This window comes from Streptomyces mangrovisoli (genome assembly GCF_000974985.2).
Taxonomy (GTDB): Bacteria; Actinomycetota; Actinomycetes; order Streptomycetales; family Streptomycetaceae; genus Streptomyces; species Streptomyces mangrovisoli.
Genome location: NZ_LAVA02000048.1, coordinates 22802 through 45351, shown reverse-complemented (window position 1 = coordinate 45351; position 22550 = coordinate 22802). Strand labels below are relative to the sequence as shown.

The 22550-nt window shown below is 74.3% G+C and carries 15 protein-coding genes; 6 read left to right on the top strand and 9 right to left on the bottom strand.

All coding sequences use genetic code 11. From position 1 onward, the window contains the following. Positions 1-80: 80 nt before the first annotated feature. Both WN71_RS21310 and WN71_RS21305 read right to left on the bottom strand, forming a co-directional pair. On the bottom strand, positions 81-944 hold the full coding sequence (locus tag WN71_RS21310) for an ABC transporter ATP-binding protein (RefSeq protein ID WP_046590709.1): 864 nt from the start codon (positions 942-944) through the stop codon (positions 81-83). Positions 945-972: 28 nt separating this feature from the next. Beyond that, positions 973-1893: an ABC transporter permease gene (locus tag WN71_RS21305; protein ID WP_046590656.1), complete on the bottom strand. Its 921-nt coding sequence runs from the start codon at positions 1891-1893 to the stop codon at positions 973-975. A gap of 232 nt (positions 1894-2125) precedes the next feature. Here WN71_RS21305 and WN71_RS21300 point away from each other — a divergent pair, with 232 nt between their 5' ends. Next, positions 2126-2752: a TetR/AcrR family transcriptional regulator gene (locus WN71_RS21300; RefSeq protein ID WP_046590711.1), complete on the top strand. Its 627-nt coding sequence runs from the start codon at positions 2126-2128 to the stop codon at positions 2750-2752. A 285-nt stretch (positions 2753-3037) separates the two neighbouring features. Here the strand turns inward: WN71_RS21300 and galE are convergent, their stop codons facing one another. Continuing rightward, a complete protein-coding gene (galE, locus tag WN71_RS21295) occupies positions 3038-4018 on the bottom strand; it encodes a UDP-glucose 4-epimerase GalE (protein ID WP_046590659.1) in 981 nt (326 codons plus the stop codon). Between the two features lie 298 nt (positions 4019-4316). Here galE and WN71_RS21290 point away from each other — a divergent pair, with 298 nt between their 5' ends. Next, positions 4317-5870: a glycosyltransferase family 39 protein gene (locus WN71_RS21290; RefSeq protein ID WP_079178000.1), complete on the top strand. Its 1554-nt coding sequence runs from the start codon at positions 4317-4319 to the stop codon at positions 5868-5870. A gap of 287 nt (positions 5871-6157) precedes the next feature. Here the strand turns inward: WN71_RS21290 and WN71_RS21285 are convergent, their stop codons facing one another. Beyond that, positions 6158-6694 carry a MarR family winged helix-turn-helix transcriptional regulator gene (locus WN71_RS21285; protein ID WP_046590714.1) on the bottom strand — a complete coding sequence of 179 codons (537 nt, stop codon included), beginning with the start codon at positions 6692-6694 and terminating at the stop codon, positions 6158-6160. A 123-nt stretch (positions 6695-6817) separates the two neighbouring features. Between WN71_RS21285 and WN71_RS21280 the strand changes: the two genes are divergently transcribed. After that, entirely contained in the window at positions 6818-7231 is a 414-nt protein-coding gene (locus WN71_RS21280) for an organic hydroperoxide resistance protein (RefSeq protein WP_046590661.1), read from the top strand. A 12-nt stretch (positions 7232-7243) separates the two neighbouring features. Here WN71_RS21280 and WN71_RS21275 read toward each other — a convergent pair whose 3' ends face one another. The 5 genes from WN71_RS21275 to WN71_RS21250 form a co-directional block, all read right to left on the bottom strand. After that, on the bottom strand, positions 7244-8812 hold the full coding sequence (locus WN71_RS21275) for a hypothetical protein (RefSeq protein ID WP_046590664.1): 1569 nt from the start codon (positions 8810-8812) through the stop codon (positions 7244-7246). Between the two features lie 614 nt (positions 8813-9426). After that, entirely contained in the window at positions 9427-10344 is a 918-nt protein-coding gene (locus WN71_RS21265; RefSeq protein ID WP_046590667.1) for a carbohydrate ABC transporter permease, read from the bottom strand. After that, positions 10341-11621 carry a carbohydrate ABC transporter permease gene (locus tag WN71_RS21260; protein WP_046590670.1) on the bottom strand — a complete coding sequence of 427 codons (1281 nt, stop codon included), beginning with the start codon at positions 11619-11621 and terminating at the stop codon, positions 10341-10343. The genes WN71_RS21265 and WN71_RS21260 overlap by 4 nt, the downstream gene beginning before the upstream one ends. 111 nt (positions 11622-11732) lie before the next feature. Next, entirely contained in the window at positions 11733-13115 is a 1383-nt protein-coding gene (locus tag WN71_RS21255) for an ABC transporter substrate-binding protein (RefSeq protein ID WP_046590672.1), read from the bottom strand. A 313-nt stretch (positions 13116-13428) separates the two neighbouring features. Next, positions 13429-17064: an FHA domain-containing protein gene (locus tag WN71_RS21250; RefSeq protein ID WP_046590716.1), complete on the bottom strand. Its 3636-nt coding sequence runs from the start codon at positions 17062-17064 to the stop codon at positions 13429-13431. Between the two features lie 405 nt (positions 17065-17469). Here WN71_RS21250 and WN71_RS21245 point away from each other — a divergent pair, with 405 nt between their 5' ends. From WN71_RS21245 to prfB, 3 genes are all read left to right on the top strand, one after another. Continuing rightward, the gene (locus WN71_RS21245) at positions 17470-19155 is read left to right on the top strand and encodes a serine/threonine-protein kinase (RefSeq protein ID WP_046590679.1); all 1686 of its coding nucleotides are present in this window, start codon (positions 17470-17472) and stop codon (positions 19153-19155) included. A 374-nt stretch (positions 19156-19529) separates the two neighbouring features. Then, on the top strand, positions 19530-20771 hold the full coding sequence (locus WN71_RS21240; RefSeq protein WP_046590681.1) for a serine/threonine-protein kinase: 1242 nt from the start codon (positions 19530-19532) through the stop codon (positions 20769-20771). 441 nt (positions 20772-21212) lie between these two features. Further along, positions 21213-22319 (top strand): peptide chain release factor 2, encoded by a 1107-nt coding sequence (prfB, locus tag WN71_RS21235; protein WP_046590683.1) that lies wholly within the window; start codon positions 21213-21215, stop codon positions 22317-22319. The last annotated feature ends 231 nt before the right edge of the window (positions 22320-22550 follow it).

Below are 22550 nucleotides of genomic sequence, written 5' to 3'. Positions count from 1 at the left end.
ACGCGAAGGGCGCCCCCGGGTCACATGACCCGGGGGCGCCCTTCGCGTTTCCACCTCTTCGGCTACGGCTACGGCTACGGCTACGCCTTCGGCTTCGGCTTGGCCTTGGCCTTGGGCTTGTCCGCCCCGCCGGTGAAGGCCTCGTAGGCCTCCAGGACCTGCTCCGTCGGGCCGTCCATGCGCAGCTCGCCGCGCTCCAGCCACAGCACCCGGTCGCAGGTGTCGCGGATGGACTTGTTGTTGTGGCTGACGAGGAACACCGTGCCCGCGCTCTTGCGCAGCTCCCGGATGCGCTCCTCGGAACGCCTCTGGAAGGAGCGGTCGCCGGTGGCGAGGGCCTCGTCGATGAGCAGGACGTCGTGGTCCTTGGCGGCGGCGATGGAGAAGCGCAGCCGCGCGCCCATGCCGGAGGAGTAGGTGCGCATCGGCAGGGTGATGAAGTCGCCCTTCTCGTTGATGCCGGAGAAGTCGACGATGTCCTGGTAGCGCGCCTTGACCTCCTCGCGGGACATGCCCATGGCGAGGCCGCCGAGGAAGACGTTGCGCTCGCCGGTCAGGTCGCCCATCAGGGCCGCGTTGACACCGAGCAGCGAGGGCTGGCCGTGGGTGTAGATCTTGCCGTTCTCGACCGGCAGCAGGCCGGCCACGGCCTTGAGGAGGGTCGACTTGCCGGAGCCGTTGGTGCCGATGAGGCCGATCGCCTCGCCCTTGTAGGCGACGAAGGAGACCTTCTTGACCGCGTGCACCTTGCGCACGCCGGCGGCCTTCTCGGCCTTCTCGCGGCGCAGGATCCGGTTCAGGGCGGCCGTCGCGGTGCCGCGTCCGGCGCCGGTGCCGTTGACCCGGTAGACGATGTCGACGCCGTCGCAGACGACGGTGGGGATGAGTTCGCCGTCGGCGGTGGTCGGGAGGACGGGGGCGGCGTCCTCGGGGACGTCGTCCACCGGGGAAGCCTGCTCGAAGATGGTCTGCTCAGCCACGGCCGTACGTCTCCTCAGCCTTCCAGAAGTAGATGAAGCCACCGACCCCGGCCAGCAGGGCCCAGCCGATCGCCGCCGCCCAGACGTGCGGGGGGAGCTGGCTGGAGTGGAAGCTGTCGATCAGGGCGTACCGCATGAGGTCGATGTAGACGGCGGCCGGGTTGGTCTCCAGCGCGATCGTCAGCAGATGCGGCAGGTTGTCGCTCGCGGTCAGCCGGTCGATGCTCCACATGACACCGGAGACGTACATCCAGGTGCGCAGGATGAAGGGCATCAGCTGGGCGATGTCGGGGGTCTTGGCGCCCATCCGGGCCATGATCATCGAGACGCCCGCGTTGAAGGTGAACTGGAGCACCAGGGCGGGGATCGCGAGGACCCAGGACACGGAGATCGGCACGCCGAAGCAGAGCAGGATGACCACGAGCGCGGCCATCGAGAAGAGCAGCTGTTGGAGCTGCTGGAGCGCGAAGGAGATCGGGAGGGCGGCGCGCGGGAAGTGCAGCGCGCGGACCAGGCCGAGGTTTCCGGCGATGGCGCGGGTGCCCGCCATGATCGAGCTCTGCGTGAACGTCCAGATGAACACCCCGGTGACCAGGAACGGGATGTAGTCCGGCACGTTGCGCTTGGTGCCGAGCAGGACGCCGAAGATGAAGTAGTAGACCGCCGCGTTCAGCAGCGGGGTCATCACCTGCCAGATCTGGCCGAGCTTCGCCTGGCTGTACTGGGCGGTGAGCTTGGCGGTGGCGAACGCGGTGATGAAGTGGCGGCGGGCCCACAGCTGGCGGACGTACTCGGGCAGCGAGGGGCGGGCGCCGCTGACGGAGAGGCCGTGTCGGGCGGCCAGCGCCGCGAGGTCGAGATCGTCGTCGACCGGTGCCGCCGTGGAGGGCGGTGTGTGGAGGACCTGGCTCACATCCGCTGCTTTCGCTCGGGGGGAGGGGGTGCCCCTGGGAGGGGTGCTGATGCGGGGGGTGCTGCGCCCTGAGGGAGGGGCGGCGACTCCTCGGTCCCGTCACCTTTCGTTCTCTTACGCGTTCCTTCGCGTTTTCTTACGTCGGAACGGGACCGTATCGTCGCAACGCGAGACTAGGCCGTTTCGACGTCGGAACGCAACCGTTTCGTCGTAACGCCCTATGCTGGACTTCATGACGACGAACGCCGAGGAGCCGAAGACGCGCACGCGGCGCCGGGCCCCCGCCGGAGCGGCCGTGCTGCGGGAGGACGTGACCGAGGCCATCCGGGCGGCGGTCTTCGAGGAGCTCGCGTCCGCCGGCTATGCGCGGATGTCGATCGAGGGCATCGCGCGCCGGGCGGGCGTCGGCAAGACCGCGGTGTACCGGCGCTGGCGTTCCAAGCTGCACCTCGTCCTCGACCTGGTCTCGGCGATCGCGGTGCAGGGCCTGCCCGCCCCCGACACCGGCTCCCTGGAGGGCGACCTGCGGCTGCTGTACGAGGTGACCTCGCGGGCGCTGCGTCACCCGGTGGCCTCGCAGATCATCCCCGACCTCCAGGCCGAGGCGGCGCGCAATCCGGAGATCGCCGAGGCGATGCAGAAGGCGCTGCGCGAGGGCCAGGACTCCGTCGCGAGCGGCATCGTGCGCTCGGCGGCCGCGCGCGGTGAGCTGGCCGCGGACATCGACGAGGATCTGGCCCTCGATCTGATCTCGGGCCCGCTGTACTGGCGTGCGGTGGTCATTCGCGCGCCCAAGCTTCCCAAGGGGTATCTGGCCGCGCTGACGCGTGCGACGGCGGCGGCCCTCAAGGCGCTCTGAGGCTCCGCCGGTTCGCGGTTGGTCTCGGGCTGCGGTCCGTCGCGCCTTGCCGCGCAGTTCCCCGCGCCCCCGGGGGTGTCCTCGGTCGGTGGGTCCGTGCCGGTGCGTCGTGGCCGTTCGCGCAGTTCCCCGCGCCCCTTGGGGGCCGGCGGTTGTCTGCGGCTGTGTCGTGGCTGGTCGCGCCGTTCCCCGCGCCCCTGGCGGGGCGCGGCTGCGGGGAGCGCCTGAAAGGGGCGCGGGGAACTGCGCGACCAGCCACGACGGACCCGCACCCCCGGTTGTCGCTCAGCCGCGGGCCGCGTCCGGGTGGAGGCGGAGCCAGCCGGACCAGGCCGAGGCGATCATGTCGTGGACGTCGTGACGGGACTTCCAGCCGAGCTCCGTCGCGATGCGGTCGGCGGAGGCGACGACGCGGGCCGGGTCGCCGGGCCGCCGGGGGCCGACGACGGGCGGCAGGCCGTAGCCGGTGACCGCGTTGATGCGGTCGATCATCTCGCGCACCGACACGCCCTCGCCGCGGCCGATGTTGAGGGTCAGCCGGCGGCCGGGGGAGGAGCGCAGGGCGCGGGCCGCCGCGACATGGGCCTCGGCGAGGTCGACCACGTGGATGTAGTCGCGCACACACGTGCCGTCGGGGGTGTCGTAGTCGTCGCCGAAGATGCGCGGCGGCGCGTTGTCGGTGAGCCGCTCGAACACCATCGGCACGAGGTTGTACACGCCCACGTCGGCGAGTTCGGGGGCCGCCGCGCCCGCCACGTTGAAGTAGCGCAGGCAGGCCGTGGCGAGGCCGCAGGCCCGGTTCGCCGCGCCGACCAGCCACTCCCCGGCCAGCTTCGTCTCGCCGTACGGCGAGATCGGGGCGCAGGGCGTGTCCTCGGTGACGGCGTGCACGTCCGGCATCCCGTAGACGGCCGCCGAGGAGGAGAAGACGAAGGACCCCACGCCCGCCTCGGTCACCGCCTCCAGGAGCACCCGCAGACCCTCGACGTTCTCCCGGTAGTAGAGCAACGGGCGCTCGACGGACTCGCCCACCTGCTTCTTCGCCGCCAGATGCACCACGCCGGTGACCTCGTGGCCGGCGATCGTGCGGGCCAGCAGCTCGCCGTCCAGCGTGGAACCCCGCACCAGCGGTACGTCGTCCGGGATCCGGTCCGCGATGCCGGTGGACAGATCGTCGTAGACGACGGTGCGCTCGCCCGCCTCGGTCATCGCGCGTACGACGTGCGCCCCGATGTAGCCGGCGCCTCCGGTGATCATCCAGGTCATCTGCTGCCGTCTCCTCGTCCGATGGCCGGACCGGCCGCCGGTGAGGACCGGCCGCCGGTGGGAACCGGCTATCAGTGAAGCAGGCGGCGGCGCGCGGCGGGCCGTAGGCCGGATGAATGCCTCGAACCTTCTGCTGTGCCGTCAATGATCGATAACTGCTTGTTAATACTACAAAGTTGGGCGCGTGGAGACTGAGCGCGCCGTACGGCAGCCGGGACGGACCTCGCGGACGGCGGCCGTCGGCGCGCCCGCCGCTCTCGCCCTCGCACTCGGTCTGTGGGGGCTCGACCGGGGCGGCATGTGGCGCGACGAGGCGGCCAGTTTCCAGGTGGCGCGCCGCTCGGTCCCGCAGATCTGGCGGCTGCTGCACGGGGTGGACGCCGTGCACGGCCTCTACTACCTCCTCATGCACGCCGTCCTCGCCGTCCGCCCCGACGAGGTCGGGCTGCGGCTGCCGTCCGTGTGCGCGGCCGCCGTCGCCGCCGCGCTGGTGGCCGCCCTCGGGGTCCGGCTGGTACGGCCGCGCGCCGGGCTCTGGGCCGGACTGCTGTACGCCGTCACGCCGATCGCCGGCCACTACGCCCAGGAGGGCCGGTCGTACGCCATGGTCGCGGCCGGTGCGGCGGGCGCCACGCTGCTGCTCCTGCGCGCGCTCGCGGGCCGGTCCTGGTGGCCCTACGGCGCCGTCGTCGCCGGCACCTGTCTGCTGCACGAACTGGCCGTGCTGCTGCTCGCCGCGCACGCGGTGACGCTGGCGCTCACGCGGGTGCCGGGACGGGTCTGGCGCCGGTGGGGGTGCGCGGCCGGGGCCGCGGCGGCGGTGCTCGCGCCGCTGGCGGTGGTGTCGCAGCGGCAGTCGGCGCAGGTCTCCTGGCTGCCGGTACCGGACGCGCACAGCTGGCTGCGGCTGGCGCGGGACTTCCTGGGCCCGACGCCGGTCGTGTTCTGGGGGTGCGTGGCGCTCGCGCTGGCGGGCGCGTGGCGGTCGGCGGCCGGGCGGGTCGCCCTGCCGCTGCTGGTGGTGCCGCCCGTCGTGCTGCTGACGGTGTCCCGGGTCTCCCCGCTGTACGACGAGCGGTACGTACTCTACGCCCTGGCGGGTGCGCCGCTGCTGGTGGCGGCGGGGGCGGACCGGGTGTGCTCCGCGGCGGGGCGGCTCGCGGTCCGGGCGGCCGCGGTCCGGGCGGCCGCGGGGCGGAGCTCGGCCGCGGGACGGGGCTCGGCCGCCGGGGGGCGGTGGCCGGGGCTTCGGGCCGCGCTCCGATCGGCGGGTGTCGCGCTCGTCGGGGCCGCCGCCGTGGCCGCCGTCCTCGTGCACCAGGTGCCGCTGCTGCGGCAGGACCGCGTCGCCGCGCACCGGCCCGACGACCTCGCCGCCGTGGCGGCCGTGGCCGCCCGGGAGATGCGGTCCGGGGATCCTGTGCTCTACCTGCCCGCCCTCGTGCGGCGCTCCGCGCTGGCCTACCCGGGGGACTTCCGGCACGTGCGCGATCTGGCGCTGGCCGGTCCGGCGGCGCGGTCCGGGACGCTCTACGGCCGCGAGGTGGGCGCCGGTGCGCTGCGGCGGCGGCTCGCCGGGGTGCGGCGGCTGTGGGTGGTCGCGGACCCCTATGTGCTGCGTTCGCCGCGGTATCCGGGTGACCCGGTGGAGCGGCTGAAGGTGACGGCCGTGGAGGAGGACTTCGTCCCGTGGGAGCCGCGGCGGGAGTTCGTGCGGGGTGGGGTGGTGCTGCGGCTGTACGTACGGCGTGCGGGCCTGGCGTGCGGCGGCTCGCGTGGACGGGCGCACGCGGTGACCGTCTGCGGGCCGGTGGGGGCTGTTCGCGCAGTTCCCCGCGCCCCTTGGGGCTGAGCGTCGTGACCGTCTGCGGGCCGGTGGGGCCTGTTCGCGCAGTTCCCCGCGCCCCTTGGGGGGCTGAGCGTCGTGGTCCGGTGCGGGACGGTGGGGCCTCTGCGCGCAGTTCCCCGCGCCCCTCAGGGGCCCGGTGGGGCCCGTTCGCGCGCAGTTCCGCGCGCCCCCTTCGGGTCCGGTGGGTCCTTTGTGCGCGGTTGCCCGCGTCCCTCAGGGGCGCGGGGAACTGCGCGAACGGCCACGACGGAGCCGCGGGCGGGGGCTGGGGGGCGTGACCCCCGCGGGGGTCAACGGCAGCCTGTCGGGTTCTCGGCGGCAGCCGTCGGTGTCCGGTCCGGCCCCGCTTCGAGCGCCGCCGCCGTGTCCAGAGCAGCGGTCAGCGTGTCGAGGCGGGCCTTCAGGTCGCCGATCTCGGCGAGGTCGAAGCCGGTCGCCGTGACGATGCGGTGCGGCACCCGCACCGCGCGTTCGCGCAGCTCCGTGCCCTGCGCGGTCGGCCGCACCACCACCGAGCGCTCGTCGCGGGCGCTGCGCTCGCGCACCACCAGACCCGCCGCCTCCAGCCGCTTGAGCAGCGGGGAGAGCGTGCCGGAGTCCAGCCGCAGATGCTCGCCGAGCTTCTTCACCGGCAGCTCGCCCCGCTCCCACAGCACCAGCATCGCCAGGTACTGCGGATAGGTGAGGCCCAGCTCCTTGAGAAGCACGCGGTAGACGCCGTTGAAGGCGCGCGACGCCGCGTGCAGGGAGAAGCAGATCTGGTGGTCGAGGCGGAGCCAGTCCAGGTCGGCTGCCGGGTCCGCGTGCGGGGTGGGCGTCGCGTTCATGCCCTCAGGATAGCCCCGGCGGGCCATTTGGTTGTGCACAATTTAATTGTGTGCTTGACTCGTTGGCGTGAGGCGGCCGCGGAGAGCCGCCGGAACACGACGTTTCGAGAGGGATGGTCATCCATGGACGCGCTCTACACCGCGGTCGCCACCGCCACCCACGGCCGTGAGGGTCGCGCCGTCTCCTCCGACGGCAAGATCGACCTTCAGCTGGCCGCCCCGGTGGAGCTCGGCGGCAACGGTCAGGGCACCAACCCCGAGCAGCTCTTCGCCGCCGGTTACGCCGCCTGCTTCGGCAGCGCGCTCGGCCTGGTCGGCCGCCAGGCCAAGGTGGACGTCACCGACGCCGCCGTCACCGCCGAGGTGAGCCTCGGCAAGCAGGGCGAGGGCTTCGGCCTGAAGGTCACGCTGCGCGTGGAGCTGCCCGCGACCGTGGACGAGGCCACCGGCCGCAAGCTGGTCGAGACCGCCCACCAGGTCTGCCCGTACTCCAACGCCACCCGCGGCAACATAGAGGTCGACCTCGTCATCGAGTGACCCCCGGGCCCGTCAGGGCCCGACCCGCGCCAGCACCTCGCCCGTGCGGCCGCTCCACGCCACCACCACCGCCTCCTCGGGCACCCTGCGCCGCGGCGGCAGCAGCAGCCAGCGCACGCGGTAGCGGCGCACGACGGCCCGGCGCTGGGCGCGGGTGGACGTCGGGGAGAGATAGGCCCGGACGTCGGCGAGGCGGCGCAGCCGGTCCCGCTCGGGCAGCGAGGCGTCCGGCCACGGGGGAGCCGCGAGCACGGGGCCGTAGCCGGGGAGCGCGTGGACGGCGCGGTAGCCGTCCGCGATCACCGTCTCGCCCGGCCGGATGTAACGCGCCGCCCACCAGTACGTCGGCCAGTCGGGCGGCTGCACGAAGCCGACCGGGTCCAGCGCGCGCGGGACCACCGCGCCCGCCTGCACGGTCAGCAGGCCGAGGCAGGCCCCGCCCGCCGCCACGGTGGCGAGCGCCCACCGCCACCGCGGCCACGGGCGGGGCGCCGCCAGTTCCACCGCCAGCGCGCACTGCGGGCCCACCGCGGCGAGCCCGAGCACCCGGCCGTAGGCGTAGTGGCCGCTCAGCCAGCCGCCCGCGACGACCAGGCAGTCCGCCGCGAACATCAGCACCAGCGGGTCCCGCCAGGAACCCCGGCGCGCCCGCAGCCACAGCGCGGGCAGGCCCAGCAGCGCCAGCCAGGACCGGGCGGCCAGATCGTCGTAGAGCGCCCGGTGGACGCCGTCCGCGCCACCGCCGCGGGCCAGGGCGAGGACGTCGAGCACGTCGAAGTACGGCCACACCGCCGCCGTCAGGACCGCCGTGCCGCAGGTCAGCGCCCAGCGGGCGGCCACCGCCGGCCGCCACGCGCGCTGCCGCCCGGCCACCACCGCCAGCGCGCCGACGGCCGCGCCCGCCGCGACGGCCGGGTCGGTCAGCAGGACCACGCCGTAGAGCACGCCCAGCCCCGCGAAGCCGGTCAGCCCCCGCAGGCCGTTCGGGCCGACGTACCGCACCGGGCGGGTGTCGTGGGCCCGCGCGCCGGTCAGCGCCCACGCCCAGAAGGTGAGCCCGATCGCGCAGGCCGCCGGGTAGCCCACGGTGACCGTCATCGGCATCAGGCCGAGATACGCGCCCCACGACGCCGGCTCGGTGCCCCACAGCAGCGCCGTCGCGGCCAGCGCCAGCACCGGCGCCCACGGGCGCGGGGTCAGCATCCGCACGAAGCGGCCGACGCCGGTGAGCAGCACCACCAGGTTCAGCGGCCCGGCGAGCCGCACCACCTCCCATCCGGTCAGCCCGGTCAGCCGCGCGAACACGCCCTGAAGGACGGTGTACGGCGAGTAGGCGGCGCTGCCCGTGCCCGGCAGGTCGGCCACCGGATGGCGCGGGTGCAGCAGGTCCGCGCGCAGCCGGTCGACGGCCGCCGCGTACCGGCCCGTGTCGCAGCACAGCGGCAGCCGCCAGTACGCCAGCGTCATCAGCAGCCAGAACAGCAGACAGGCGGCCTGGTACGGCGTCGGGCGCCACATCCGGACGGCGCGCAGGGCCGTGACACCGCGCACCGGGCGCCGGCTCAGGACCTCGGCGCTCACCGGATCGGGGGGCAGGTGATGGGAGGCATTGCCGGTATGTTCCCGGCACGGTCCACACCCTCGCCGCCCCTCACCTCATCGGATGAACGCACACGCCGACCGGCCGCGTTCCGCTTGCGAAGGGCTCCGCGAAGGGCTCTGCGGCGGGCTCTGCGGTGAGCTGGTCGCGCAGTTCCCCGCGCCCCCAGGGAGCTGGGCCCGACCTCGCTGCGTGTCGTGGCCGCGGGGACGCCGCGCGCAGCGGGAGCCGCGGGTGCACGTGGCGGTGGAGGTGCAGGGCGGCCGCGCGGGTCCCGCGCAGCAGCTTCAGCGCGGCCTTGGCCGTGCGCCGCCGCAGCGCCGCGGCCGGCCGGGCCCGGCGGAACGCGCGGAGCAGACACGCCTGGACCGTGTACGCGGGGACAATGACACTGAACCTGGGCAAGGGGCATCCATGGGTCGCTCGGCGCGGGAGTTCTGCCCGGGAACGGCCGACGGAGTGAACCGGTCACGGTTCGCGCGGCATTGGGGGGACATCGGGACGAACGGGAGGAGGCGGGCCGATTCCGGCCCGCCTCCGAACCCTTTCGCCGCGGATTCGTCCGGCCGACTCCGCAACCCCGGCCGCGGCCGCGCTACTTGACGGCGCCCGCCATCACACCGGACACGAACTGCCGCTGGAACGCGAAGAACACGGCCAGCGGGACGACCATCGAGATGAACGCGCCGGGCGCCAGCACGTCGATGTTGTTGCCGAACTGCCGTACCTGCGTCTGGAGGGCGACGGTGATCGGCTGGGTGCTGGACTTGGTGAACACCAGCGCGACCAGCATGTCGTTCCACACCCACAGGAACTGGAAGATGCCGAGGCTCGCGATGGCCGGGCCGCCCAGCGGCAGCACGACCCGGGTGAACAGGCGCAGTTCACCGGCGCCGTCGAGCCGCGCCGCCTCCAGCAGTTCGCGCGGGATCTCCGCGAAGAAGTTGCGCAGCAGGAACACCGCGAACGGCAGACCGAAGCCCGTGTGGAACAGCACCACCCCGAGGATCGTCCCGAACAGGCCGATCTTCCCGAAGAGTTCGGCGATCGGGATCAGCGCCACCTGCACCGGCACCACCAGCAGCCCGACCACGCCGAGGAACCACCAGTCGCGGCCCGGGAAGTCCATCCACGCGAACGCGTACCCCGCGAGCGAGCCGATCAGGACGACCAGCACCGTGGCCGGCACGGTGATCAGCAGCGTGTTCAGCAGCGAGTGGGTGATGTCGCCGTTCTCCAGCAGCTTCCGGTAGCTGGTGAAGGTCAGCTGCGACGGCTTCGCGAACACCTTCCACCAGCCGCTCGCGCTCATGTCCTCGGGCGTGCGCAGCGACGACAGCAGCAGCCCGATCGTGGGCACCAGCCAGAACAGCCCCACCACGATCAGGAAGACCCGCACCAGGCCGCCGCCGACCGCGTCCGTGAGCCGACCGGCCAGGGACCGCCGGCCCTTCACCGCCGTGACCGGCACCGACGGCCCCGTCTCGGTGAGCTCTCCCGCGTGCGTCGTCATCGCCGCACCTCCCGCCTGAGCCGCCGGACGTTGAACAGCATCACCGGGATCACGAGCAGCAGCAGGAACACCGCGATGGCGCTCGCGATGCCCGGCTGGTCCTCGGAGAACCCCTTGCGGTACAGCTCCAGCGCCAGCACGTTCGCGTCGTCCTGCGAGGAGCCCGGGGCGATGATGTAGACCAGGTCGAAGATCTTCAGCACGTTGATCATCAGGGTGACCATGACCACCGCGAGCACCGGCGCGAGCAGCGGCACGGTGATCCGGCGGAAGACCTGCCACTCGTTGGCGCCGTCCACCCGCGCCGCCTCCAGCAACTCCCGTGGCAGACCGGCGAGTCCGGCCGCGATCAGCACCATCGCGAACCCGGCCCACATCCACACGTAACTGCCGATGATCGCCGGCGTGACCAGCGTCGGCCCGAGCCAGTCGACGCCGTTGTACGGCTCCTTGAAGTTGCTCGCGGGCAGCCGCAGCAGCGCCCCGTCCGCGGCGGCCGGCAGCGTGAACGTGCCGTCGTCCGCGGCCTTCGTCGAGGCGACCACCCTGCCGTCCTTGACCGCCTCGATCCGCATCCCGGCATAGCCCTGTTCGGACGGGTCGGGTGTGCCGAGCCGGCCCACGCCCTTGCCGCGCGTGAAGTCCTGCCAGGTGGTGCCGGTGACCTTGCCGGCCTCGGGGCGCGCGGCGACGGCCCGCCGCGCGCCGTCCGGCATCTCGTCCGGGGCCACCCCGACCAGCGGCAGCGCGACGGACTGCCCGGTGTGCACCGGCGCCGTGGTGACGAAGCCGCCGTGGTCGGCCTTCAGCGGCGACTCGCGGCCCGGGTGGGCGCTCGGGAACGCCGACGCCTGGGTGAAGGTGTCGTGCACGCCGACCCACACCGCGTTCGCCACGCCCTTGTCCGGGTCCTGGTCGTACACCAGCCGGAAGATGATCCCCGCGGCGAGCATGGAGATCGCCATCGGCATGAAGACGACCAGCTTGAACGCCGTTCCCCAGCGCACCCGTTCGGTCAGCACCGCGAAGATCAGGCCGAGCGCGGTGGCGACCGTCGGCGCCAGCACCACCCAGACGACGTTGTTCCGCAGGGCGGTGCGGATGCTGTCGTCGGTGAACAGCGCCTTGTAGTTGGCGAACCCGGCGAAGCCGTCGCCTGAGGAGTCGTAGAAGCTGCGGACGAGCGAGTACCCGATCGGGTAGACCACGAGCGCGCCGAGCAGCACCAGGGCGGGCAGCAGGAACAGCGCCACCACCACTCCCCGGGTGCCGGTCACGCTCCGGCGGCCACGGGGCGGCGGTGCGGGGGCCGGACCGGCCCCCGCCGCCGTGGCCGACGTCATCGCCGTGCCCCCGCCGAAGCGGTCCGTTCTCCGGTGCGCACCGGATCAGCTCCCGCTGCCGTACGCCGCCGCCGCGTCCTTCTCCAGTTTCGCCTGGGTGCCCGCCACGTCCGTGGGGTTCTTCAGGAAGTCCTGGAGGTCCTTCCACTCGCCCTTGCCCGGGGTGCCGCCGAACGCCTGCGGGGCCTGGTCGGACATGTCGAAGCGGAAGTCGTCGCCGGAGGCGATCAGCGACTTGGCGATCGTGCGCTGCACCTCGTTCGGGTAAGCCGAGGTCGGCACGTTCTTGTTCGGCGAGAGATAGCCGCCGAGCTTCGCCTGGATCGTCGCCGCGTCCGGCGACGCCAGGAACGTCACCAGTGCCTGCGCCGCCTTGGAGTCCTTCAGTACGACGGCCGCGTCGCCGCCGGAGACCACGGGCGCCGTCGAGCCCACCGACGGGAACGCGAACACCTTCGCGTCGCTGCCCACCTTCGCCTTGGTCTCACCGATGTTGACCTGCGCGAAGTCGCCCTCGTAGACCATGCCGGCCTTCGGCTGGTCGCCGCCGGTGAAGACCTGGGTGACCGAGGCGGGGTACTCCGTCTGGAGCGCGCCGTCCGCGCCGCCCGCGACATAGCCCTTCTTGCCCCAGATCTGCGCGAGCGTGGTGAGGGCCTGCTTGACCGACGGGTCCGTCCACTTGATCTTGTGCTGCGCCAGCTGGTCGTACTTCTCGGGGCCGGCCTGGGAGAGGTAGACGTTCTCGAACCAGTCGGTGAGGGTCCAGCCGTCCGCGCCGCCGACCGAGAACGGGGTGACGCCGGAGTCGTAGACCGCCTGCGCGGTGGTCAGCAGCTCCTGCCAGGTCTTGGGCTCCTTGGCGCCCGCGTTCTCGAAGACCTTCGCGTTGTACCAGACCAGCGACTTGTTGGCGGCCTTGTAGTAGACGCCGTACTGCTTGCCGTCGACCTTGCCGATGTCCTGCCAGCCCTGCGAGTAGTTCTTCTTCAGCTGGGCCTCGGCCTCGGCGCCGACCGGCTTGGCCCAGCCCTTGTCCACGGCCTGCTTGATGGCGCCGGGCTGGGGGAGCATGGCCACGTCCGGCGGCTGACCGCCCGCGATCTTCGAGCCGAGGAAGTTGATGATCGGGTCCTGCGCCGGCACGAAGGTGACCTTCGCGCCCGTGCGCTTCTCGAACTCGGCCAGCACCTTCTTGAAGTTCGTCTGCTCGGCGCCGGTCCACACGGCGGCGACCTCGATGCTCTGGCCGTTCAGTTTCGGAAGGGTGACCGTGCCGGTCGTCGCACTGGCGCTGCTGTCGCCGCTGCTCTTGTCGTTGTCGCCGCCTCCACATGCCGTGAGCGAGAGCGCCATCGCCCCCGCGAGCAGGCCGGTGAACGTCGTGACGGCCCATGGTGTCCGGATCGTGCCGCTGATGCTGCGCATCACTGCCCCGTTCTTTCGTTCCTCGTCGAACGATCGAGCGCTGTCCCGTCCATCCGGTCTACGCCTCGGCAGTTGAGGGCGGCAAGAGCGCCTCACCTGTAAACACCGCGATCGTGACCGGCTCGTGACGGTATATCGGGGCGTTGACGTAAAACCTCGTGATGTCAAGGGGTGTCGGGGGTGACGGTCCGACCGGGGGAAGTTGCGGCAGCAATGCGGCCCGGTCCACGGCCGGTGGGAGAGGGGCGCGCCGGGTGCCGACGGCGCGGCGCGCCGCACCTCGTCCCTGCTGTGAGGTGCGGCGCGCCGCACCTCACAGCAGGGACGGGACCTCCGCGGCCGACACCGAGCGGGCGGCCCGGTCCAGCGCGCTGGCCAGCAGGGCGAGGTCGGTCGGCCCGTTGCCCAGCTCCCGCACCGGACGGCGGGCCGGCGGGTCGCCCATGCGGTGCCACTCCAGCGGTACGACCGTGGGGCGCAGCGTCGCCGTGCGCGGGATGCGGCCGGTGACCCGGCCGCCCTGGAACGGCGTCATCCGCCCGTCGGGACCGGTCAGCCGCCCGCGCCCGGGGGCCGGTTCGCCGCCCTGCTCCCCGGCGCGCTCCGGCGCCGGCCCGCCCGCGCGGCCGGCCGGCGGGGCGTCGAGGAGCACGCGCAGACCGGCCCGGCGCACCGGTTCGGTCTCCGCGGTGCGGGGGCAGTCGCCGGTGGCGGCCACCAGATGCACGCCCAGCCGCTCGCCCTCCCGGGCCGCGGCCTCCAGCGCCCGCATCACCGATCCCGCGGCGGGCCGGCCGGGCGAGCCCAGCGGCGGCGAGACCAGCGCGTCCAGATCGTCCACCACGACGACCAGCCGGGGCAGCGGCGGACCCGGCTCGGACCGGCGGGCGGCGGACGGGGGCCGCAGCCGCAGCGTGGCGCTGGACGCCGACTCCAGGTCGCCCGCGCCGACCGGGTCGGGCAGGACGGCGCCGGCGTGCGTGCCGGTGGTGGAGTGGGTGCCCGCGGCGGGGTGGGCCGTACGCGCGGCCGGTGCGCGCCGGCCCGCCGCGGCGCCCGGCGCCGCGTGCCGGGTGTGCCACTCGGCGAAGTCGGAGAGGCCCAGCAGCTCCGCGCGCCGCTTCAGCTCCGCGCTCAGCGACTGCGCGAACTCCCGCATCCGCACCGGGTCGTTGGCGGCGAGATGGGTGGTCACATGCGGTACGTCCGTGCACACGCGCAGGCCCTCGCCGTGGCCGCCCGGCGCGCCCGTGCCGTCACGGCCGTCGACCAGGACGATCCCGAGGCGGTCCGGGCGCTCCGCGGCGGCCAGCGAGGCGACGACCGCGCGCAGCAGTTCGGTGCGCCCGCTGCCGCGCGGGCCCTCGATCAGCAGATGCGGGCCGTCGGCCGTGAGGTCGGCGCCGAGCGGGCCGCGCGGTCCCGCGCCGAGCACCGCCCAGGCCCGCCCGCCGGGGGTGCGCGGGTCGTCGGCGGCATCCGCCCAGCGGGCCATCAGCGACGCCGGGGTGGCCCGGGCCAGCCCCAGCTCGTCCAGCAGCCGGGCCGACTGCGGCAGCGGCGCCGACACGCGTGCGTGCCGCTCACCGGCGGCCGCGTCCGTGCGCAGCGGCGCCAGCGCGCGGGCGAACCGCTCCGCCCAGGCGGCGGAGACGGCGTCCACCGCGGCCGACGTGCCGTGCCCGACCGGCGCGGGCGCGGCGGCGGTCCGGGCGACCCGCATCAGGTGCAGGGCCGTCGCCACGTCACCGCTGAGCAGCGCGACCGCGCCGCAGGCGCGGAAGGAGGGTGCGGCGGCGCAGGCGGCCTCGTAGGTCGCCGTCACCGGCGACGCGGGTGAGGCGGGCGGCGTCTCGGCCAGGCAGAGCACGTGGATGCCGGCCCGCGGGCCCTCCAGGGCCAGCCGCTCCACGGCCTCCCGGACCGCGGCGGAGCCGGGATCGCCGTCCACGACGAGGACCGTGTACGGCCCGGGGAAGGGCGGCGCGCCCGCGTCCCCGGCCCGCGCCCAGGAGGGGCGGTGCGCGGCGCCGCGCTCGGCGTGGTCCGGGTGCGCCTCCCGGTGACCGGGTGCGGTGTCCGGCGCGGGCGGCTGGTCCTCCAGGCGGCGCAGGAGTTCCTCGGTGCGGGCGGCCGCCTGTTCGCGGTCGTGGGCGAGCAGCAGGCGGCAGTCCTGGCCGTGGCCGGGGCGGACGTGCGGCAGCCAGCCGAGCCAGGACCACTCCGCCGTGCGCTCCTCCAGGGAGCGGGCGCGGTCCGCGCCGATCAGCACGATCTCCAGGACGTCGGGGGAGTGCAGCGCGGCCAGCTGGGCCAGCACCGCGCGCGCCAGCCCGGACAGCCGGGGGCGCGGGCCCGCGAGGCCGAGGGCGCCGGCCTCGCGCAGATCCGCCGTGACCGGCACCGCGGGCAGCAGTGCCGCGCCGTCCTCGACCGGGCGGTCGGCGGTGCCCAGCCGCACCGTGAGCGTCTCCGGGTGGCCCGGTCCGCGCTCCCACAGCCGGGGGCCGGGGCCGAGCGCGGTCAGCAGCAGCGTCGCCGGGTCGGGCCAGGTCTCCGGCCGGTGCGCGGGGGCGGCCGCGGCGGCCGGGTCCGCGCCCGGGTCGCCGTACGCCGCGCCGTCCGGGGTCTCCTCCGGGCGGCCGCCGGTGAGCCGGCGCGCCCACGCGGACAGGCCGCGGCGGCGCACGCCCTGCGGCACGTCGGTGCCGCGCAGGGGGGTGCCCTTGCGGGTGGTGCCGGTGCCGGTGCTCGGGCGTGGCGGCGTGTCCGTGGCCTCGGCGCGGGGGCGGGGCAGGTCGGGGGTCTCGGGGAGGTCGGTCCGTCCGGAGTGCGCCGCCTCCTCGAAGGCGGTGGCGCGCTGGACGGGCACGGGGGTGTGGGTGGTGGCGGGCGCGGAGCCCGGCGCGGGCGCGGCGGCGTAGGGGGAGCCCGGTGCGGAGCCGTACGGGGAGCCGGGCGCGGTGGTGCCGGTGCGCAGGCCCGCGCCGTGCGTGTCGCCGCCGGGGGCCGTCCCCGGCAGGCTCCCGGAAGGCTGTGCGGCCGGGCCGCCCGGCAGGTGGCGCGGGTGCCCGGCGCGGCTCTCGATCCGTGGCGCCCCGCCCTGGACGGGCACCGCGGGCGGCTGCCCGGCGCCGTGTCCCGGGGCACCGGCGCGGCCGTCGGGGCCGTCGAACTCCGTCGAGCCGTAGGTGTGCCGGGTGCCGTCGGACGGGGCCGTGGGGGCGGCGGGCGCGGGCGGCGCGTCGGGGCCCGCCGCCGGGGCGAGCCGCACATGGCCCTCGCCGTCGGGGGCGGTCGCCACGCGGGCGCCGGGTCCCCCGGCCGGAGCAAGCCGCAGGGTGGATTCGCCGATCCGCAGCAGCGCCCCCGCGGGGAAGCGCACCGCGCGCGGGCCCACGCGGGTGCCGTCCAGGGTCGTGCCGTTGGTGGAGCCCAGGTCGGCGACCGAGACCCGGCCGTCGTCGTCCACCGTGACCGCGCAGTGCAGCCGGGAGACGTCCGGGTCGTCCAGGGGTACGTCCGCGTCGGCGGAGCGGCCGATGTCGATGCGGCCGCCGTGCAGCAGATGGACGCCGCCCGCGTCGGGGCCCGCGACCACGTGCAGCCGCGCCGGGGCGTCGTCCACCTCGGGGTGCGGTTCGGGGTCGGCGGGGGCGCCCAGGGAGAGCACCGCGCCGTCGGTCAGCGGCGGTTCGCCCAGCGTGCAGCGCTGGGCGTCCAGGCGCTCCGCGCCCGCGTACAGCACGACGGGGCCCGCGCCGGGCTCGCGGCCGCGCTCGTGCGCGGCGGTGCCGCTCTCGCCGGCGACCGCCGACGCCAGCGCCGAGGCGACCGCCGCGAGGGCGGTGCCGGCCGGCGCCGTGACCAGCACGTCGCGGCTCGCGGCGCGGCCCCGCGGCTGCGGGGACGAACCCAGCGGGTCTTCGACGGTCAGCCGGATCTGCATCGCCGTCAGCGGTCCCTTCTGCACGGGCGCCCGCACGGCGGTGACGGAAACGGGACCGGGCCCGCGGTCCCACCACCGCGGAGCATCCCCACCCACCGCACGCGAGCACGTCGGCCTTTACACCCGCATCCTCGCACCTGCCACCGACAACGCGCCCGCCACCCGTCACCAAGTGATCTTGATTGGTCGGCTCTGCCCCCAAAAGTGCCTGACCAGGTGTCCGCGGACGACCGCTTGAGATCGGTCACGCCCGGGTGGGGCAACCGGCGGACCGAGGTGAGCGTCTTTCCTTCGAACATGTCCGGCTGGCGCTACGTAAGACGCACAGAAGGACGACAGGCCGTGCCCGGGGGGTGCGGCACTAGAGTGGGTCGGAACGTAAGCCAGCAGCAGGGAGCGCATGACGTGCGGCCGGTAGGGAGCAAGTACCTCCTTGAGGAGCCGCTTGGACGCGGCGCCACAGGCACTGTCTGGCGCGCCCGCCAGCGGGAGACCGCGGGCGCCGAGGCGGCCGTGCCCGGCCAGCCCGGCGAGACGGTCGCGATCAAGGTCCTCAAGGAAGAGCTCGCGAGCGACCCCGACATCGTGATGCGGTTCCTGCGGGAGCGCTCCGTGCTGCTGCGGCTGACCCATCCCAACATCGTCCGGGTCCGCGACCTGGTCGTCGAGGGCGATCTGCTCGCCCTCGTCATGGACCTCGTGGACGGCCCCGACCTGCATCGCTACCTGCGCGAGAGCGGCCCCTTCAGCCCCGTCGGCGCCGCCCTGCTGACCGCGCAGATCGCCGACGCGCTCGCCGCGAGCCACGCCGACGGCGTCGTGCACCGCGACCTCAAGCCGGCCAACGTCCTGCTCCGCCAGGACGGCGGCCAGATGCACCCGATGCTCACCGACTTCGGCATCGCCCGCCTCGCCGACTCGCCCGGCCTCACCCGCACCAGCGAGTTCGTCGGCACGCCCGCGTACGTCGCGCCCGAGTCCGCCGAGGGCCGGCCGCAGACCTCCGCGGTGGACGTCTACGGCGCCGGCATCCTGCTCTACGAACTGATCACGGGCCGCCCGCCGTTCGCCGGCAGCACCGCCCTGGAGGTGCTGCACCAGCATCTGAGCGCCGAGCCGCGCCGCCCCTCCACGGTCCCCGACCCGCTGTGGACGGTCATAGAGCGCTGCCTGCGCAAGAACCCCGACGAGCGGCCCAGCGCCGAGAGCCTCGGCCGCGCACTGCGCGTCGTCGCCGAGGGCGTCGGGGTGCACGCGAACACGATGCAGATCGCCGCGGCCGACGCCGTCGCCGCCCTGCTCGCCCCCGACCCGGCGCCCGCCGCCGTGCCGGGCGTCCCGGGCGCCGCCGACCCCACCCAGGTGCTGCCGCACGGCCAGGCCCCCGGGGCCTACGACCCGAACGCCGCGACCAGCGTGCTCCCGCACACCACGGGCGCCGCGGACCCGACCACCGTGCTGCCCACCAACGGCGCCGACCCGACCACGGTCATGCCGCCGATGCCGCAGAACGCGCCCGGAGCCGGACAGCCCGAGCAGCCGCACCCCTGGCAGACCCAGCTGCGCGCGGCCCGCGACCGCAACGAGCAGACCCAGATCCAGTACCTGGACCCGGGTGAGGACCCGCTGCGCCGCCGCCCCCAGCGTCAGGTCGCCCGCCCGCAGCAGCAGCCGCAGCAGCAGCGCCCGGCGCAGCAGGCGCAGCCGGTGCAGCGCCCGCCCCAGCGGCGCCAGCAGCAGGGCTACGGCTACCCGGACCAGCAGCAGCCCCAGCAGTACGCCCCGCAGCGCCGGCCCCAGCAGCCGCAGCCCCAGCGGTACGCGCCGCCGGAGCCGCAGCGGCCCGCGCGCGAGCCGCGCGCGGAGCGCCGGGGCAGCGCCAACCCGATGAAGATCCCGGGTCTGGGCTGCCTGAAGGGCTGCCTGTTCACGATCATCATCCTGTTCGTGGCGAGCTGGCTGGTCTGGGAGCTCACCCCGCTCCAGGACTGGATCGGCACGGGCCGCGGCTACTGGTCCCAGCTGAACCACTGGGCGCACGACGTGAGCCACTGGGTGAAGGACCTCGACAACGGGTCGGGCGGCAACTAGGGCGCTCCTGGCGCCCCGGGCGGGCCGCCGCCCGGCCGCCCCGTCCGCCGCCCGGCCGACCCCGTCCGCCGCCCGGCCGCCCCGTCCGCCGCCCGGTCGGTCCCGGGTCACTGTTCGGCCGGCCCCGAGCCCCTGTTCGCCGTACGACATCCCGGTCGCCGTACGCCCCCTCGGTGTGCCCCTTCGCACCCTTCCGCCCGATCATGTTGGGGATTTGTCGACAACCAGCGGGTGATTTCCGTCCCCGTGGTGAAGGTTGGAGCGCGGGACGCGTACTTTTATCGGCTGGGGGTCCGAGTCCGGCGGCCGAAGGTCCGAAGTGAGTCCTCCCCGGAGCGGCGCAGCGTCGGCAACACGCGTCTGTAGGAGCAGTCTTGGCACGGAAGATCGGCAGCCGGTACACCGCGCACCAGATCCTGGGGCGGGGCAGCGCCGGCACGGTGTGGCTGGGCGAGGGGCCGGACGGGCCGGTGGCCGTCAAGCTGCTGCGCGAGGACCTCGCGTCCGACCAGGAGCTCGTGGGCCGCTTCGTGCAGGAGCGCACGGCCCTGCTGGGTCTGGAGCACCCCAACGTGGTGTCCGTGCGCGACCTCGTCGTGGACGGCAACGATCTCGCGCTCGTCATGGACCTGGTCCGCGGCACCGATCTGCGCACCCGTCTGGAGCGCGAGCGCAGGCTCGCGCCGGAGGCGGCCGTGGCGATCGCCGCCGACGTGGCGGACGGCCTGGCCGCCGCGCACGCCGCGGGCGTCGTGCACCGGGACGTGAAGCCGGAGAACGTGCTGCTCGACATGCAGGGCCCGCTCGGTCCCGGCGGCTCGCACCGCGCGCTGCTGACCGACTTCGGGGTGGCGAAGCTCATCGACACCCCGCGCCGGACCAAGGCCACGAAGATCATCGGCACGCCGGACTATCTGGCGCCGGAGATCGTCGAGGGCCTGCCGCCCCGGGCCGCAGTGGACATCTACGCCCTGGCCACCGTCCTCTACGAACTGCTGGCGGGCTTCACGCCGTTCGGCGGCGGCCACCCCGGCGCGGTGCTGCGCCGCCATGTCACGGAGACCGTGGTCCCGCTGCCCGGCATCCCCGATGAGCTGTGGCAGCTGATCGTGCAGTGCCTGGCGAAGGCCCCGGCGTCCCGGCTGCGCGCCTCGGAGATGGGGACCCGGCTGCGGGAGCTGCTGCCGATGCTGGCCGGGATGCCGCCGCTGGACGTCGACGAGCCGGAGTCAGACCCCGAGGAGGAGCCGGAGCCCGCGGCGAGCGCGGCGCCCGCGGCGCCCGTCGTGGAGCGGGCCCGGCGCGGCGCCGTACCGCTGGTGCCGGGCGCGAAGCCGGACTCCAACCGGGACACCCACACCTCGATGCGGGTGCCGGGCCCCGACGAGCTGGCGGGCGGCGCCCGCGGCACAGCCCGGGTCCCCCGCGCGGCGGGCGCGCCCCGCCCCGGCTCGGCCCGGCACCGCGCGGTGGCCCGCCGGCGCCGCATCACGCTGGGCGTGGCGGGGGCGGTCGTGGCGGCGGCGGTGGCCGTCGGCGCCTGGCTGGCCACGTCGGACGACGGCTCCGCCGCCCCTACCCAACCCGCTACCCACGCGACATCCGCCACCCCCTGACCCGGGACGAGGGGCCGCCGCACGCCCGCCCGCGGCCCGGTGAGGGCTGGTCGCGCAGTTCCCCGCGCCCCTTTCAGGGACGCCCCGGCAACCGCGCCCCGAAAGGGGCGCGGGGAACTGCGCGAAGGTGCCCCACCGGTCCCGCGCGGGACCAGAAGGCCGAAGCCCCCGGTGTCGGCGCCTGCCCGCGGCCTGGTGGGGGCTGGTCGCGCAGTTCCCCGCGCCCCTGAGGGAGCCGACGCGGCCACCCCGTCAGGGGCGCGGGGAACTGCGCGAGCGACCACCGACGGACCCGCACGAGCCCACGGACCTCGGCCCCCGCTCGCGGACCCCACGGTCCACCCCGGGGTGCGGGGCCCGGCCCCGCCTCGTCCGCCCGGTACCCCCGGTACCCAGGGCGGCCCGGCGCGGCTCGGTTGGCGGAGCCGTTACGCTGGAGGCGTGGCAGTCGTCGATGTATCCGAAGAGCTCAAGTCCCTCTCCTCGACCATGGAGTCGATCGAGGCCGTTCTGGACCTCGACAAGCTGAGGGCAGACATCGCCGTGCTCGAGGAGCAGGCGGCCGCGCCGTCCCTGTGGGACAACCCGGACGAGGCGCAGAAGATCACCAGCAAGCTCTCCCACCTCCAGGCGGAGGTCAGGAAGGCGGAGGCGCTGCGCGGCCGGATCGACGATCTCGCCGTGCTCTTCGAGATGGCCGAGGAGGAGGACGACCCGGACACCCGTGCCGAGGCCGACACCGAGCTCACCGCCGTCAAGAAGGCGCTGGACGAGATGGAGGTCCGCACGCTCCTCAGCGGGGAGTACGACTCCCGCGAGGCGCTCGTCAACATCCGCGCCGAGGCGGGCGGCGTCGACGCCGCCGACTTCGCCGAGAAGCTGCAGCGGATGTACCTGCGCTGGGCGGAGCAGAAGGGCTACAAGACCGAGGTCTACGAGACGTCGTACGCGGAGGAGGCCGGCATCAAGTCGACCACCTTCGCCGTGCAGGTGCCGTACGCCTACGGCACGCTCTCCGTCGAGCAGGGCACCCACCGCCTGGTGCGCATCTCGCCCTTCGACAACCAGGGCCGCCGCCAGACCTCGTTCGCGGGTGTCGAGGTGCTGCCCGTGGTCGAGACGACGGACCACATCGAGATCGACGAGTCCGAGCTGCGCGTCGACGTGTACCGGTCCTCCGGCCCCGGCGGCCAGGGCGTCAACACGACCGACTCCGCGGTCCGCCTGACGCACATCCCCACCGGCATCGTCGTCTCCTGCCAGAACGAGCGGTCGCAGATCCAGAACAAGGCGACCGCGATGAACGTCCTCCAGGCGAAGCTGCTGGAGCGGCGCCGCCAGGAGGAGCAGGCCAAGATGGACGCCCTCAAGGGCGACGGCGGCAACTCCTGGGGCAACCAGATGCGTTCGTACGTCCTGCACCCGTACCAGATGGTCAAGGACCTGCGCACCGAGTTCGAGGTCGGCAACCCCGAGGCCGTGTTCAACGGCGAGATCGACGGTTTCCTGGAGGCCGGAATTCGCTGGCGCAAGCAGCGGGAGAAGTAGGCGGACACTCCGTCGGAGCGCAACCGGCCGAGCGTGCGCACCCCTTGGGGAAGGCGCTTTGTCGACATGGCAACTGCCGCCCATCGGGCGGCAGTTGCCGTTTCTACTATCTTCTCCGCCCGGCCCGGCTGGGTTTTACATCACACTCACAGACTCCAACCCCCGGCAAACAGCGGTCAATTGGACATTGCGCACGCAACGGCCTTGACGGTGCTGTGAAAAATCGGAAGG